At 64.6% G+C, this 14,980-nt stretch carries 13 protein-coding genes; 5 read left to right on the forward strand and 8 right to left on the reverse strand.

Features of this window, described 5'->3' with window-relative positions; genetic code table 11:
* Window positions 1-21 precede the first annotated feature (21 nt).
* Window positions 22-1,326 (reverse strand): hemolysin family protein, encoded by a 1,305-nt coding sequence (locus tag KVF90_RS02405; RefSeq protein WP_264393256.1) that lies wholly within the window; start codon window positions 1,324-1,326, stop codon window positions 22-24.
* Window positions 1,327-1,525: 199 nt separating this feature from the next.
* Between KVF90_RS02405 and KVF90_RS02410 the strand changes: the two genes are divergently transcribed.
* On the forward strand, window positions 1,526-2,221 hold the full coding sequence (locus KVF90_RS02410) for an OmpA family protein (protein ID WP_264393257.1): 696 nt from the start codon (window positions 1,526-1,528) through the stop codon (window positions 2,219-2,221).
* A 186-nt stretch (window positions 2,222-2,407) separates the two neighbouring features.
* Here KVF90_RS02410 and KVF90_RS02415 read toward each other — a convergent pair whose 3' ends face one another.
* Entirely contained in the window at window positions 2,408-3,184 is a 777-nt protein-coding gene (locus tag KVF90_RS02415; RefSeq protein ID WP_264393258.1) for a 3'(2'),5'-bisphosphate nucleotidase CysQ, read from the reverse strand.
* Between the two features lie 126 nt (window positions 3,185-3,310).
* On the opposite strand from KVF90_RS02415, the gene sucC reads away from it, so the two are divergent.
* The 4 genes from sucC (at window position 3,311) to KVF90_RS02435 (ending at window position 7,415) form a co-directional block, all read left to right on the forward strand.
* Window positions 3,311-4,510: an ADP-forming succinate--CoA ligase subunit beta gene (sucC, locus tag KVF90_RS02420; protein ID WP_264393259.1), complete on the forward strand. Its 1,200-nt coding sequence runs from the start codon at window positions 3,311-3,313 to the stop codon at window positions 4,508-4,510.
* Between the two features lie 152 nt (window positions 4,511-4,662).
* On the forward strand, window positions 4,663-5,409 hold the full coding sequence (locus KVF90_RS02425) for an electron transfer flavoprotein subunit beta/FixA family protein (protein WP_264393260.1): 747 nt from the start codon (window positions 4,663-4,665) through the stop codon (window positions 5,407-5,409).
* Window positions 5,410-5,517: 108 nt separating this feature from the next.
* Complete coding sequence (locus KVF90_RS02430; protein ID WP_264393261.1) at window positions 5,518-6,447, forward strand: electron transfer flavoprotein subunit alpha/FixB family protein; 930 nt, start codon at window positions 5,518-5,520, stop codon at window positions 6,445-6,447.
* A 71-nt stretch (window positions 6,448-6,518) separates the two neighbouring features.
* Complete coding sequence (locus KVF90_RS02435) at window positions 6,519-7,415, forward strand: hypothetical protein (protein WP_264393262.1); 897 nt, start codon at window positions 6,519-6,521, stop codon at window positions 7,413-7,415.
* 10 nt (window positions 7,416-7,425) lie between these two features.
* Here KVF90_RS02435 and KVF90_RS02440 read toward each other — a convergent pair whose 3' ends face one another.
* From KVF90_RS02440 to KVF90_RS02465, 6 genes are all read right to left on the reverse strand, one after another.
* Window positions 7,426-8,718 carry a DUF445 domain-containing protein gene (locus KVF90_RS02440; RefSeq protein WP_264393263.1) on the reverse strand — a complete coding sequence of 431 codons (1,293 nt, stop codon included), beginning with the start codon at window positions 8,716-8,718 and terminating at the stop codon, window positions 7,426-7,428.
* Window positions 8,719-8,766: 48 nt separating this feature from the next.
* Entirely contained in the window at window positions 8,767-12,288 is a 3,522-nt protein-coding gene (locus KVF90_RS02445; RefSeq protein ID WP_264393264.1) for an efflux RND transporter permease subunit, read from the reverse strand.
* A gap of 75 nt (window positions 12,289-12,363) precedes the next feature.
* Window positions 12,364-13,554, reverse strand: coding sequence for an efflux RND transporter periplasmic adaptor subunit (locus KVF90_RS02450; RefSeq protein ID WP_264393265.1), 1,191 nt, complete (start codon window positions 13,552-13,554; stop codon window positions 12,364-12,366).
* A 169-nt stretch (window positions 13,555-13,723) separates the two neighbouring features.
* Window positions 13,724-13,993 (reverse strand): GlsB/YeaQ/YmgE family stress response membrane protein, encoded by a 270-nt coding sequence (locus KVF90_RS02455; RefSeq protein ID WP_264394624.1) that lies wholly within the window; start codon window positions 13,991-13,993, stop codon window positions 13,724-13,726.
* Between the two features lie 133 nt (window positions 13,994-14,126).
* Window positions 14,127-14,426 carry a DUF1153 domain-containing protein gene (locus tag KVF90_RS02460; protein WP_264393266.1) on the reverse strand — a complete coding sequence of 100 codons (300 nt, stop codon included), beginning with the start codon at window positions 14,424-14,426 and terminating at the stop codon, window positions 14,127-14,129.
* Complete coding sequence (locus tag KVF90_RS02465; RefSeq protein ID WP_264393267.1) at window positions 14,423-14,872, reverse strand: hypothetical protein; 450 nt, start codon at window positions 14,870-14,872, stop codon at window positions 14,423-14,425. The genes KVF90_RS02460 and KVF90_RS02465 overlap by 4 nt, the downstream gene beginning before the upstream one ends.
* Between the last annotated feature and the right edge of the window lie 108 nt (window positions 14,873-14,980).

The raw sequence follows: 14,980 nt of genomic DNA on the forward strand, positions 1-14,980 counted from the left end.
ACCGCCGGGGCAGCAAAAAACTTAATCCCCCTCGTGGGCCCGGCTCACCAGCAGCTTGTCGATCCGGCGGCCATCCATGTCGACGACCTCGAAGCGCCAGCCCTGGTCGATGAAATACTCGCCCTCGCCCGGCAGCTTCTTCATCACCGACAGCGCATAGCCCGCAGCCGTGCCGAACTCGCGGTCCTCGCCATATTCGAGCCCCAACCGGTCGGATAGCGCATCGGCCGACAGTGAGCCCGACACCAGCAGCGAACCGTCTTCGCGCTCGACCACCGAAGGCAGATCGCCGTCGTCGCTATCGCTGGCGAAATTGCCGACGATCGCGGTGAGCAGGTCGACCGGCGTCACGATCCCTTCGAAGTGCCCGTATTCGTCGTGCACCAGAGCCATCGCGACTTCTGCCGATTGCAGCACCCGCAGCGCGTCCATCGCGTCGAGCTGATCGGGCACCACCTCGACCTTGCGCATCATGTCGCGCAGGGCGACCGGGCGGCTGGCGACCAGCGCGGCAAGCACATCGCGCACCTTCACCACGCCGAGGATCGTGTCGGGAGAACCTTCGCCGACGGGCAACAGCGAGTGGGTGCTGCCCTCGATCGTCTCGCGGATCGCGGCGATATCGGCATCGGCCTCGATCCAGTCGACCAATTTGCGCGGGGTCATCATTTCGCGCACCGGACGCTCGGCAAGGCGCACCACGCCGGTCAACAGCTGGCGCTGCTCGTCCTCGATGACGCCCGATCGGGTCGCTTCGGCGAAGATCATCTGCAATTCTTCGGCGGTGACCCTGCCTTCGTCCCCGCGGCGGATGCCGAACAGGCTGATGATCGCCGCCGAGCTGGAATCGAGCAACCACACCAGGGGCGCGGCGGCCTTGGCCAGGAACGCCATCGGGCGGGCCATCACCAGCGACACCGGAACCGCCACCTGCAAGGCAAGCTGTTTGGGAACCAGCTCGCCGATAATCAGGCTGAGGTAAGTGGTAATGGCAATCACCACCGCGAAACCGCTCTCCTCGGCATATTCCAGCGGCACGCCCAGCGCTGCGAGCCGCTCGCCCACCGGTCCGCCAAGGCTCGCGCCGGAATAGGCGCCGTTGATGATCCCGATCAGGGTGATGCCGATCTGCACGGTCGACAGGAACTTGCCGGGATTGGCCGCAAGGCTGATCGCGATCCGTGCACTCGTCGATCCGGCTTCGGCGCGCGTTTCGAGCGTGCTGGTCTTGGCCGAGACGATGGCAAGCTCCGACATCGCGAACACGCCATTGATGACGATGAGCACGAAGATAATGGCAAGGTCTGACCAGGGAAAAGGTGTCACGCGCCTCCGCTAGCACAAACTGGCGGTGTTGCCAGCCATGCAACCGGGCGGCGGTCGGCGATAAGGCACCCACAGCCGCTTTGTTCAACATGGGTCAATGAAACTGGTCACAGGAGCCACTAGTCCAATCGGCGTGACGCCTTGCCGCCAAAGGGGCTGCATGGCATCGTCGCCAAGACACAAGAGGGAGGCACTTCACATGACTATTTCGCGTATCCTGCTTACGGGCACCGCCGCGATCGCTTTGCTGGGCACCACTGCCTGCGTGACCGATCCCAACACCGGCGAAAAGAAGATTTCGCGCACCGCCATCGGCACCGGCCTTGGCGGCACGCTGGGCTACCTGCTTGGCGGGGCGATCGGTGGAGACACCGGGCGCATCATCGGCGCAGGCATCGGCGGTTCGGCCGGCGCGGTGCTGGGCAAGCAGTATGACGACCAGATCAAGGAACTGAAGGAACAGACCGTCGGCAGCGGCGTCGATGTCGAGGAAGTCGGCGATCAGGAAGCCATTCTGGTGCGCCTGCCCGACGGCGTGACCTTCGCCACCGGTTCGGCCGCGATCAACCCCGGCTTCTCGGACACGCTCAACAACGTGGCGGAAAGCCTGATCAAGTACCCCAACAGCCTGATCGACGTTTACGGCTTCACCGACACGACCGGATCGAACGCGACCAACCAGCGTCTGTCGGAACAGCGGGCACAGGCCGTCGCCGATTACCTTGCGGCGCGCGGCGTGGCGCGGGCCCGGATGGCGACCAAGGGCTATGGCGAGCAGTATGATTACCTGCGCGTCAAGACCGGCGACAACGTCAACGAACCGCTCAACCGCCGTGTCGAGATCAAGATCATCCCGGTCAGCCAGGACGATGTGAGCGCGGCGCGGGGGAACTAAGACGAGAGGTGTGGCGGGGGTGCGAGAGCGCTCCCGCCTCGCTCTTGAGTTTTTTCACGCGAAGACGCGAAGAGGGAATGCCACGGTTCAGCCCGGCGCGTAACCTTCGCGTCTTCGCGTGACACAGATCCGCAGCTTCGCCGCACAAGATCGCTCGCGCCTTTGCGCGAAATCCGTTTCTTCTTTTTACCGCAGCGCCTTGGCCCGCTCTGCCAGCCGCTCTACCGCCGCGGCGTGGATGGCGGGCGAACACACCAGCACCCCGAAATCGCGGGGGTCGTGCTTGTTATACGCCAGCGGCCCACCGAACGCGTCGGTGACCTCGGCCCCGGCCTCGCGCGCGATCAGGGTCGCGGCGGCGATGTCCCATTCAAAGCCCCAGCGAAGCGTGGCGACGAGGTCTGCCCGGTCATCCGCCACCATCGCGATCCGCAAGGCGATCGAATTGGGCTGCTCCACCGCGACGAGGTCCGAATCGTCCTTGGGAAGGCTGTGTGTCGGCACCCTCGCGCCTGCAAAGGTGGTGCGCTGGCTGGCCCGGATCGGCACATCGTTGAGCGTCGCGCCCTGCCCCGCGACCGCCACCCACTCCTCGCCCCGGGCAGGCGCGGCGAGCATGCCGATCAGCGGCCGGCCAGAGCTGACCAGCGCCACCGACACTGCCCAGCCCGGCCGTCCGCCGACAAAATCGCGGGTGCCGTCAATCGGATCGACCAGCCAGATCAGCCCGCTCTGCGTGCGCACCTTGTCGTCGGCGGTTTCTTCGGAAAGCCACGCGGCAGACGGCAGCAACCGGTGCAGCTCGCGCTTGAGGAAGCGGTCAACCTCGAGATCGGCCTCGCTGACCGGATTGCCCGGGGTCTTGTCCCAGCTGTGCAAGTCATGCCCCGCCCCCGGCCAGCGCGAATGGGCAATCCTGCCCGCCTCGCGGACAATGGCCAGAAGGTGATCACGGTCTATCATTTTTGGCAATCATGACGGGCCTCCGTGTTGGCCGTGCTTCAGGCACTTTTCAAGCCTGTCGATCCGTGCTTAGGCCGCCCGCAGACAAACCTCTCCCCAGGATTTGCAAGAAGGGATCACTACGCCATGAACGTCCACGAATATCAGGCCAAGGAACTGCTCGCCCAGCACGGGATCGCAATCCCGGCAGGCCATGCCGCGCTGACCGTCGCCGAAGCGGTCGAGGCCGCCAAGAAGCTCCCCGGGCCGCTTTATGTCGTGAAGGCGCAGATCCACGCTGGTGGGCGCGGCAAGGGCAAGTTCAAGGAATTGGGCGCGGACGCCAAGGGCGGCGTGCGCCTCGCCAAGAGCCTTGAGGAAGTGGAAGCCCACGCCAAGGAAATGCTCGGCAACACGCTGGTCACCATCCAGACGGGGGATGCGGGCAAGCAGGTCAACCGCCTCTACATCACCGACGGCGTCGACATCGCCAAGGAATACTACCTCTCGCTGCTGGTCGACCGTGCCACCGGCCGCGTCGCTTTCGTCGTTTCGACCGAGGGCGGCATGGACATCGAGACCGTCGCGCATGACACGCCCGAACTGATCACCACCTTCAGCGTCGATCCCGCACAGGGCTTCCAGCCGCACCACGGCCGCGCCGTGGCCTTTGCGCTGAAGCTGACGGGCGATCTCAACAAGCAGGCGCAGAAGCTCGCCAAGCAGCTCTATGACGCCTTCATCGCCACCGATTGCGAGATGCTGGAAATCAACCCGCTGGTCGAAAGCGAAGACGGCAAGCTGCTGGTGCTCGACGCCAAGATGAGCTTCGACGGTAACGCGCTTTACCGCCACCCCGATATCGAAGCCCTGCGCGACGAGACCGAGGAAGACCCGGCCGAAGTCGAAGCCAGCGAATATGACCTCGCCTACATCAAGCTCGATGGCAACATCGGCTGCATGGTGAACGGCGCGGGCCTCGCGATGGCGACGATGGACATCATCAAGCTCAACGGCGCCTTCCCGGCGAACTTCCTCGACGTGGGCGGCGGCGCCACCACCGAGAAGGTCACCGCAGCCTTCAAGATCATCCTCAAGGACCCGGCGGTGGAAGGCATCCTCGTCAACATCTTTGGTGGGATCATGAAGTGCGACGTGATCGCCAACGGCATCGTCCAGGCGGCCAAGGATGTGAACCTTCAGGTTCCGCTGGTCGTGCGTCTGGAAGGCACCAACGTGGCCGAAGGCAAGGCGATCCTCGCCAATTCGGGCCTCGCGATCGTGGCCGCCGACAACCTTGGTGACGCCGCGCAGAAGATCGTGGCCGAGGTGAAGAAGGCCGCCTGATAGGCGCAGCTACATCCCGGGCGGGGCGGCACACGTATCCTCTCTGCCCGGCCAAATCGCGGCCCGCCTCGCTTGACGTTTACGTAAACGCAAGCTAGGCGGGCGGCCAAGGCTGAACAGCCACGTGATTCTTTGAGAGGAAGGAACGCCCCATGAAGATCCTCGTCCCCGTCAAGCGGGTGATCGATTACAACGTCAAGCCGCGGGTCAAGGCCGATGGCACGGGCGTTGACCTTGCCAACGTCAAGATGAGCATGAACCCGTTCGACGAGATCGCGGTCGAGGAAGCCATCCGCCTCAAGGAAAAGGGTGCGGCTACCGAGATCGTGGCGATCAGCGTCGGCCCGGCCAAGGCGCAGGAAACGCTCCGCACCGCGCTCGCCATGGGCGCTGACCGTGCGATCCTGATCGAGACCGATGAGGAAGTCGAACCGCTGGCCGTTGCCAAGATCCTCAAGGCGATTGCCGATGAGGAAGCCCCCGGCCTCGTCATCCTCGGCAAGCAGTCGATTTCGGACGATTCGAACCAGACCGGCCAGATGCTCGCTGCCCTGATGGGCCGTCCGCAGGGCACCTTTGCCAACACCGTCGAGGTTGATGGCGACAGTGTTATCGTGAAGCGCGAAGTCGATGGCGGCTTGCAGACCGTGAAGCTGGCCATGCCCGCGATCGTCACCACCGACCTTCGCCTGAACGAGCCGCGCTATGCCTCTTTGCCGAACATCATGAAGGCCAAGCAAAAGCCGCTCGCGACCAAGACTGCTGCCGATTACGGCGTCGACCTTACCCCGCGTCTCAAGACGCTGAAGGTGCAGGAACCCGCCGTGCGTCAGGCCGGCGTGAAGGTCGCCGACGTCGCCGAGCTGGTTGGCAAGATCAAGACGCTCGGCATCGCCTAAGGATTAACCCCGCCCCCGTTCGTGTCGAGCGGAGGGCGCAGCCCGTAGTCGAGACAGGCTTCTCGACTTCGCTCGAAGCGAACGGGTTTCAAGTGAGAGGTAAGTTCAATGAAGACTCTCGTTCTCGTCGAACATGACAACACCAAGGTGCAGGACGCGACGCTCGCGGTCGTCACCGCCGCATCGAAGCTGGGCGAAGTGCACCTGCTGGTCGCGGGCCACAATTGCGGCTCGGTGGCCGAAGCGGCTGCGAAGATCGCGGGCGTGGGCAAGGTCCACGTTGCGGACGACGCCGCCTATGCCAACGGCCTTGCCGAAAACGTCGCACCGCTGGCTGCGGCGCTGATGGATCACCACGACGCCTTCCTCGCGGCGGCCACCACGCAGGGCAAGAACGTGGCTCCGCGCGTCGCCGCTCACCTTGATGTGATGCAGGTCTCGGAAATTCTGTCGGTTGAAGGCCCCAAGACCTTCACCCGCCCGATCTACGCCGGAAACGCCATCGCCACCGTCGAATCGACCGATGCCAAGCTGGTGATCACCGTGCGCGGCACCGCCTTCGACAAGGCAGAAACCGAGGGCGGTTCGGGCACCATCGAAGCTGTGGGCGGCCCCGGTGAAGCGGGCATCTCGAGCTTCGTCAGCTCGGAAATCGCCAAGAGCGAGCGTCCGGAACTGACCAGCGCGAAGATCATCGTCTCGGGCGGCCGCGCGCTGAAGGATGCTGAGACCTTCGAAGCCGTGATCACGCCGCTCGCCGACAAGCTCGGCGCAGCCATCGGCGCGAGCCGCGCGGCGGTCGATGCGGGCTATGTCCCCAACGACTACCAGGTCGGCCAGACCGGCAAGATCGTCGCCCCCGAAGTCTACTTCGCGATCGGCATCTCCGGCGCGATCCAGCACCTTGCCGGGATGAAGGACTCCAAGGTCATCATCGCCATCAACAAGGACGATGACGCCCCGATCTTCCAGGTCGCGGATATCGGCCTTGTGGGCGACCTGTTCACGGCCGTGCCGGAGTTGACTGCGGCGCTGTAAGCGTCCCGGCTCTAGCAGCTTGTAAATATGGGAAACCTCCGGCAGGTTCTGCGCCTGCCGGAGGTTTTTTCATGCGCCACGTCGCCACCACCCTCGCCGCACTTGCCGCCGCGATCAGTCCTGTCTCGGCCGCCGAGCCCGTGGTGCTCGCGCCGGGCGGCAAATGGGTCGCGGACTTCGCCAAGGACAAGTGCCGGCTGGTGCGCTTCTTCGGGCCGGAGTCCGCGCGCAATGTCATGATCCTCGAGCAGTACGAGCCGGGTGAAAGGTTCGCTCTGTTGTTCGGCGGCCCTGCTTTCGGCTCTATCAGCGCGCGCAGGGAAAGCACCGTCCGCTTCCTTGCAGACGGCGCGCCGACGAAGGCGGAGCCGCTGGTCGGCCCAATGGACGGCTATGGCCGCTCGCTGTTATACCTCAGCGTGGCGCTGGCCGAATCCGGGGCCAAGCCCGATCCCAAGGCCCCCGCCAAGGCCCCCGCGCTGCTCGACACGGCGCTCGCCGCGCAGGTGCAGTTTGTCGAGGTCTCCGATGGCCCCGGCACAGTGCGGCTGATAACCGGGCCACTCGAAGGCGCTGCCAAGGTGATGAACCAGTGCACGCTTGATCTGCTGGGCACCTGGGGGCTCGATCCCGAACAGCACCGCACCGCCACCCGTCGCCCGCAGTTAGCGAACCAGCAGTCGGTGACCGAAAAGCTCGGCCAGACCATTCCGTGGCAAAAGCTGGACAATGGCAACGGCACCGATGCCTTGCGCATCCGCCTGATCACCTCGGCCGATGGCAAGGTGGAAAGCTGCACACTGGTCGAAAGCCCCGACCCCAGGATCACCGAGCGCATGTGCAAGAGCCTTGCGAAGGCGCAGGTGGAGCCGGGGCTGGATTCCGCCGGACAGCCGATGCGCTCTCATATCACCATCAACATCTTCGTCGGCGCACCCATCACCGTCACGAAGGTGATCGGGACCTAGAGCCCTCTCTCTAGAGCACCGTATTGATGAAGTGCAGCGTCATGCCGACGAGCCCGCCCACCAGCGTGCCGTTGATGCGGATGAACTGGAGGTCGCGGCCAACGGCGCCTTCGACGCGGTCGGTGATGGTGCGGGCATCCCATCGCTTGACCGTTTCTGACACTAGCCGGACGATCTGGTCACCATAACGGGTCGCCACGCCAACCGCCGTGCGGCGGGCGAAGCGGTTGATCTGGAGTTGCAGGCGCTCGTCCGCTTGCAGGACCTGTCCGAGTTCAGAGAGCATGTTGCGCATTTCCTCGCCCATGCCGCTTTCGGGATCGCGCGCGCGGGAAATCAGCGAGCGGCGGATGCGCTCCCACACGCCGGTCCACCATACAGCCACGGCGGGGTTGGCAATCAGGTCGCGCTTCATCTCCTCAACCTTGGCGCGGGTCTCGGGATCATGCTGCAAATCCTGTCCGAGCTTCGCCAGACCTTCCTCGATCTTGCCGCGCAGGGGGTGGTCGGGGTTCACCAGCACCTCGGCCAGCAGCTTGTACAGCCCGTCCAGCACGCTGGAGGAGATGGTCTTGTCGATCCCCGCCCAGCGCAGCACGCCCGCAACGCGCTGGTGGATGATCTCGCGCAGGGTTTCCTCGTTATCCTCGATCGTCAGCCCGGCCCAGCGCACGAAGCCATCAATCAGCGGTTGGTGGCGCTTGTCGGCCATGGTGGTCTCGATCATCCGGCCGGCGAGCGGCGCGATGTCGAGTTTCGCCAGCTGACCCGCGAGGCCAGAGCGCACCTGATTGCCGAGCCGGTCGGGATCGAGCGATTCGAGCACCTCGGCCAGCAGTTCCGCCGCACCGCTGGTGATGCGTGAGCGGTGGTCGGTGCCGCCGCGTTCGGGCGAGGCTGCTAGGAACTCGCCCGCTGCCTTGGCGATGTTCATCCCCGCCATGCGCCGCGCGACGACCGCGGGGGTGAGGAAATTCTCGCGCAGGAATTGCGCCATAGTCTCGGCGATGCGGTCCTTGTTTTCGGGGATGATCGCGGTGTGCGGGATCGGCAGGCCGAGCGGATGGCGGAACAGCGCGGTGACCGCGAACCAGTCGGCAAGGCCGCCCACCATTGCCGCTTCGGCAAAGGCGTTGAGATAGCCCCAAGCCGGGTGGCCGGTGGTGGCAAGGCCATGGGTGGCGATAAACAGCACCGCCATCGCAGCGAGCATCCCGGTCGCCGTCCAGCGCATCCGCCTTGCGCGGTCGACCGTAAGCGGCTGGCCGCCGAACGTCAGGGGCCTCAGAGAGCGCGTCGCCATAGCAAGGGCCTTAGCGCGGTTGGGGCGTGGCAGTCACGCCCTAACGCGTCATTCCGCCGGTTCGTGGCCGGGAGGGAGCTTGGCAAGTCCCGGGAACGGACGGTCGGCCGCGACCTCGATGCCGCGGTTTTCGTCGCCCGGCTTGTAGGTCAGCATCTTCCCTCGCAGCCATGGGCCGACGCGCTTTTCGAAGCTGTCTGCCAGGCTGAAGCCCGCGGGCACGATCAGCAGGGTGAGCAGGGTCGAAAGCACCAGCCCGCCGATCACCACGATGCCCATCGGCTGGCGCCACGCCCCGTCGCCCGAAAGCGACAGCGCCACCGGCACCATGCCTGCGGTCATCGCCACGGTGGTCATCACGATCGGCTGCGCACGCTTGTGGCCCGCATCCAGGATCGCATCGATCTGGCCGACTCCCTTGTTCATCTCCTCGATCGCGAAGTCGATCAGCAGGATCGAGTTCTTCGACACGATGCCGAGCAGCAACAGGATACCGATATACACCGGCATCGAGTTCGGCTGACCGATCAGCCAGATCAGCAGGATACCGCCGAGCGGGGCGAGCGCGAGCGAGGTCATGTTCACCAGCGGACTCATCAACCGCTTGTAGAGGAGCACAAGCACGGCAAACACCAGCAGCACGCCAGCGGTCACAGCGATGATGAGGTTCTGCACCAGCTCCTGCTGCCACTCTTCTTCGCCCACCACATCGCGAATCACGCCGAGGGGCAGGTTCTGGAGGACCGGCAGCGCATCGATCTGCGCCTGCGCATCGCCCTTCAACACTCCGGAGGCAAGGTCTGCGCCCACCAGCACACGGCGGTTCTGGTTGTAACGCTGGATCGCGGTCGGGCCCGAACCGAAGGTGATGTCGGCCACCCGGCTCAGCGGCACCGATCCGCCATTGGCGAGCGGCACGGGCAGGTTCTCGATTGTGCGGTAATCCGTGCGCGCCTCGGCCGACAGGCGCACGACGATCGGGATCTGACGGTCCGACAGCGAGAAGCGCGCGGCGTTCTGCTCGATCTCGCCCAAGGTCGCGATGCGGATCGTTTGCGACAGCGCAGCAGTGGTGATGCCCAGTTCGGCAGCGATCTTGCCGCGCGGCGTGATGATGATTTCGGGACGGTTCAAGTCCGCGCTGATGCGCGGCGCAACAAGCGTGTTGAGCCCGCGCATCTCCTCGACAAGCCGCGCCGCGGTCTGATCGAGCAGCACCGGATCGGAGCCGGCCAGCATCACGGTCATGTCGCGGCCCGAGCCGAAGCCGCCCGATTGCGACTGGAACCGCACGCGCGCATCGGCAATCTTGGCGAGGTCGGGCGCAATCTCGCGCTCGAACTCGACCGACGAGCGGGCGCGATCTTCCTTGAGCTTGACGAAGATCGACGAGGTATCGCCCAGCCGGATACGTTCGAGCAGGCGTTCAACCTCGGGCTCGCCGCGCAAGCGGTTGGCGACACTGTTCACGACCCGCTTGGTTTCGGCGAGCGTGGTGCCGGGCACCATTTCGATTTCGACGCGGCTGTTCTCGTCGTCGATCGTGGGCTGGAACTGGCCAGGGATCAGCCCGAACAGCAAGATCGTCACCAGCAGGGAGAACCAGCCGATACCGAGCATCCAGATGCGGTGGTCGTAGAATCGTGCCGTCAGCCAGCGCTGGTTGCGGGCAAAGGCACTGCCGCCGCCGCTTGGTGCCTCGATCGCCTTGAAAGCGGCGAAGGCGGCAAGGAAGGACAACAGCGAAACCAGCAGCACGATCACAATTTCGAACAGCTTGGCGACGAGCTTGTGGACGGTCGCATTCGTGTCGGCGGAGACCGCGGTCGCGATCTGCTTGTGCACGTCGAGCCCGATCAGACCCTTCCACGCACCGCTCACCGAGCCATTGGCGAATTCGAACATGGCTAGCGCAGGCACCACCAGCAGAACGATGACGGTCAGCAGCAGCGAGAATACATAGGCTACCCGCCTGCGCGGGCCGGTCAGTCCGGCGCGGCGCGCCGTCATCTTGCCCTTGTCGAGTGTCCAGGCCAGCACCCGCATATAGGCGTTGATCGCCGGCCCCTCGCCATGTTCGGCAATGCCTTTGGACTTGAGGAAATAGGCCGCCATCAGCGGCGTCACCATGCGCGCGACGGCCAGCGACATCAGCACCGCGACCACCACCGTGATCCCGAAGTTCTGGAAGAACTGGCCCGAAATGCCCGGCATCAGGCCCACCGGCAGGAACACCGCGACGATGCAGAAACTGGTAGCGACCACCGGAAGGCCGATTTCGTCGGCAGCGTCGATGCTTGCCTGATAGGCCGATTTGCCCATCCGCATATGTCTGACGATGTTCTCGATTTCCACGATCGCATCGTCGACCAGCACCCCCGCGACCAGCGCGAGCGCGAGCAGCGAGAGGAAGTTGAGGTTGAAGCCGAGCAGATCCATGAACCAGAAGGTCGGGATTGCCGAAAGCGGGATCGCCACCGCGCTGATGAAGGTCGCGCGCCAATCGCGCAGGAACAGGAACACCACGACCACGGCCAGAACCGCGCCTTCGACCAGTGCCCACATCGAGGACTTGTACTGGCCGCGCGTATAGGTGGTGCTGGTCGAGAACTTGATGAACTTGACGCCCGGATTCTCGGCCTCGATCTTGTCCATCTCCTCCAGCGCCGCATCATAGACCGTGAGGTCCGATGCGCCGCGCGCGCGGTTCATCAGGAAGTTGACGACCTCCTTGCCGCCGACCTCGGAAATCGAGGTGCGCTCGGAATAGCCGTCGCGCACTTGTGCAATATCGGCGAGCCGCACGGTGCGCCCGCCACCAAGCTGCAACTGGGTCTGCGAAAGCTGGAACGCGGTGTCCGAATTGCCCAGCACCCGCAGCGACTGCCGCGTGCCGCCGATTTCGGCCAGACCGCCCGCAGCGTCGAGATTGCCCTGACGCAGCGCGGCGTTGATCTGCGAGGCGGTAACGCCAAAGGACTGCATCCGCGACGGATCGAGAATAACCTCGATCTGCCGGTCGACCCCGCCGATGCGCTGAACCTCGGCCATGCCCTCGATCTTGAGCAGCCGCTTGGCGACGGTGTCGTCGACGAACCAGCTCAATTGTTCGAGCGTCATGTCATTGGCTTCGACTCCGACATAGCCGATCGGCTCGCCCACGACGTCGACCTTGGAGACCTGTGGTTCGAGAATGCCGTCGGGCAAGCTGCCGCGGACCGAATCAATCGCTGTCTCGACCTCGTTGACCGCTTCGATCAGGTTGGTGCCGATCTCGAACTCGACGAAGGTCTGCGAGCTACCTTCGCGTGCGGTCGACTGGATCGAATTGACCCCGCTGATCGAGCGCAGCGCGCTTTCGACCCGCTGCGTGATCTGGTTCTCGATTTCGGTCGGCGAGGCGCCCGGCTGGGAGATGTTGACGATCACCGCCGGAAAATCGACGTCCGGGTTGTTGGTCACGTCCATCCGCATAAAGCTGACGATCCCGGCAAACAGCAGGCCGGTGAAGAAGACGAGCGGGATCACCGGGTTGCGGATCGACCAGGCCGAGATGTCGCGAAGTGCCATGATATTCCTGCCTGTATTTCGCCGATCCGGTGCTCCCTGCCAGTTACGCGGCGAACCGCAGCAGGGATGGACGCCTTACTTCTTCTGGACTTGCGGGTTGACCGTTTCGCCCGGGTTGAGGAATCCGCCGGCGCGCAGCACCACACGTTCCTTGCCCGTCAAACCCCCGATGATCGCGATGCCCTGCGCGGTCACGGCGCCGGTCTTGACCGCGCGGCGCGCCGCCTTGTTGTCACTGCCGACAACGTAGACGAAGCTGCCCTGGGAATCGGCCAGCACCGCGCTTTCGGGAAGGACCGTTGCGGTAAAGCTGCCACTGTTGATCCGCGCTGTGGCAAAGCCGCCGGGGCGCAATTCAGGCGCGAAGGACAGGGCAATACGCGCCGTACCCTGACGGGAGGCTTGATCGATCACCGGGGCCACCTGCCAGACCTGCCCGGTGAACTGCTTGTCAGATCCAGTGGGGATGATGGTCGCCGGAGTTCCGACCGAGATCTTGGCGAGCTGTTCCTCGGAAAGCTGCGCGAGCATTTCCATCTCGCCGCCGCTGGCGATGGTGAACAGGGCCGGGCTGCCCGCGCCGACCGTCTGGCCGGGTTCGACACTGCGCGACAGCACATAGCCCGTCGCCGGCGCGAGGATGTTGAGCCGCTGGTTGCGCGCACGCTGCTCACCCAGTTGCGCCTGGGCGACCTTGACGCGGGCGACGGCGGCATCACGGGTGGAGGTCAGCCGGTCAACATCGGCCTTGGAGACGAACCCGCGCGCCACCAGTTGCAGGGCGCGGTCGAGATTGGCCTGCGCGAGATTGGCATCGGCCTTGGCGACTTCGATCTGCGCGGACTGGGCGGCGGCCTGCTGAACCTGCACCGAACGGTCGATCACCACCAGCACCTGCCCCTGCTGCACCCAGTCACCCGCATCGACAGTCACGCGCAGCACCTGCCCGCCTTCACCAACGACGCCAACCGGCATCGGGCGGCGCGCAGCAAGCGTGCCGGGCGCTTCGATCTCGCCGGCCACCGTGGTGGTGCCGGGGGTGACGACCGTAACCGAAGGCGATTGGGAATTGTCGTCATCAACCGCCACGGGCTCTCCGCCCGCGAGGGCAAAATAGCCCGCGATCAACAGCAACAGCACAAACAATCCGAGTCCGCCGACGATCAGCCAGCGCGGAATTGCAGGCGCGCCAAGCGTGCGCGCACCGGAAAACTCGGTGGTCACCCCGTCGGCGGCTTCTGCCGTGATCGTCGTCTCGTAATTCATTGCCGTTCCTTCACCCGGACCAGTGCCGCGCAGAGCGCCTGACCGATCGCCAAGTGTATTACTTACATAAGTCACCAAGTGCAACGCCTGATAGAATGCCGTGGCTGTTGCCGCAACTTACGGATCGACCGATGACTTTCAGCCTAGACGAAGGGCGGCGGCACACATTTCAGCGCACCCGGCCGCGCTGCACCAGATTGACGATTCCGAGCAATATCACCGCACCCAGCAGCGCGCCGACCACGCCCGACCAATCCGGCGGCCACGCGCCGATTGTTCCGCCACCGGTGATGAAGGACAGCACGCTGTTGCCGATGAACGAGCCGAGCACGCCGACAATGATGTTGAGCAGCACGCCCATCGAGGCATCGCGCCGCATCATCAGGCTGGCCAGCCAGCCGATCACGCCGCCCATGATGATGAACCAGATGATTCCCAGCATCACGATCCTCCGCAAGCTGCCGCGCGCCGACCGGCGACGCTTCAGGACGGAGAGTGACGCGAATCAGCGACTGCCCGCAACGCTTTACGGGCAGGGCGTGATTGTGGCGGGATAAACCGAGCGCTGCGCGTCAGTACTTCAGCTGGCGCTCGTATAGGTCGCGGTAGTGCTGGATCTTGGTGACGCGCAAACCGTGCATCCCCGACCGGTCCACCGCCCGCTGCCACGAGGCAAATTCCTCGAGCGTCAGGCCGTAGCGGGCGAGCGCCTCGTCAAGTGTCAGCAGCCCGCCATTGACGGCGGCCACGACCTCGGCCTTGCGCCGCACGACCCAGCGCTTGGTTTCCGGAGCAGGCAGATCGGCAAGGGTCAGCGGCTCGCCGAGGGGGCCGATAACCTGTGCGGGGCGGATGTCCTGGTTCTCAATCATTGCCTGTCTCTCGCATCGCCGCGGGGCGCATCGGATCGGGGTCCTGCTGCATCGCGCGGGCGGTTCGCATCGCTGGAACCAACCTTTGCACCCAGAGCTTTAGGTTGCCCTAAAGCATCAGGGTTAACATGCGGTTCGCTATCCTCGAGAAGTGCGAAGTAACTAGCCGCCGCATCGCCGAAGCTGGCCGCAACCGCTTCGATCGGAGCCCGCGATTCGTTGCGCAGCAGCAGCCGCAGATCGCGCGCGGCGTTGAGCCGGGCGGTAATCTCGCTCCATTCGACCGCGCGCAGGGCATCGCCCGCCCGCCGTGCCGAGCGGCTGACGAATCGCTCGTCGCCGCCCCCATTGGCTGCAACACGCAAACGCGCGCGTTCCTCGGCGGTAAGTCCCCCGCCAGCAGCGCCTGGAGACGCATTGATAGGCTTCGCTTTCTCGAACATCATCCCCCTTGCTAGCGCGATTGCGTCAAAATCCGGTAAAGCCTGCATTTACTCCGGCTTAGGATTAGTGCTGGCGGGCGGTGCAAGTTTGGGCCAATTTTGGCGGCACTG

Origin of the sequence: Porphyrobacter sp. ULC335 (assembly GCF_025917005.1) — a bacterium.
Classification (GTDB): domain Bacteria; phylum Pseudomonadota; class Alphaproteobacteria; order Sphingomonadales; family Sphingomonadaceae; genus Erythrobacter.

Excerpts from the sequence above, each read along its gene's own strand:
- KVF90_RS02460 (WP_264393266.1), bottom strand. The coding sequence starts at position 14,426 with ATGATTGAGAACCAGGACATCCGCCCCGCACAGGTTATCGGCCCCCTC.
- KVF90_RS02415 (WP_264393258.1), bottom strand. The coding sequence starts at position 3,184 with ATGATAGACCGTGATCACCTTCTGGCCATTGTCCGCGAGGCGGGCAGG.
- KVF90_RS02440 (WP_264393263.1), bottom strand. The coding sequence starts at position 8,718 with ATGGCGACGCGCTCTCTGAGGCCCCTGACGTTCGGCGGCCAGCCGCTT.
- KVF90_RS02425 (WP_264393260.1), top strand. The coding sequence starts at position 4,663 with ATGAAGATCCTCGTCCCCGTCAAGCGGGTGATCGATTACAACGTCAAG.
- KVF90_RS02450 (WP_264393265.1), bottom strand. The coding sequence starts at position 13,554 with ATGAATTACGAGACGACGATCACGGCAGAAGCCGCCGACGGGGTGACC.
- KVF90_RS02445 (WP_264393264.1), bottom strand. The coding sequence starts at position 12,288 with ATGGCACTTCGCGACATCTCGGCCTGGTCGATCCGCAACCCGGTGATC.
- KVF90_RS02435 (WP_264393262.1), top strand. The coding sequence starts at position 6,519 with ATGCGCCACGTCGCCACCACCCTCGCCGCACTTGCCGCCGCGATCAGT.
- sucC (WP_264393259.1), top strand. The coding sequence starts at position 3,311 with ATGAACGTCCACGAATATCAGGCCAAGGAACTGCTCGCCCAGCACGGG.
- KVF90_RS02430 (WP_264393261.1), top strand. The coding sequence starts at position 5,518 with ATGAAGACTCTCGTTCTCGTCGAACATGACAACACCAAGGTGCAGGAC.
- KVF90_RS02465 (WP_264393267.1), bottom strand. The coding sequence starts at position 14,872 with ATGATGTTCGAGAAAGCGAAGCCTATCAATGCGTCTCCAGGCGCTGCT.
- KVF90_RS02410 (WP_264393257.1), top strand. The coding sequence starts at position 1,526 with ATGACTATTTCGCGTATCCTGCTTACGGGCACCGCCGCGATCGCTTTG.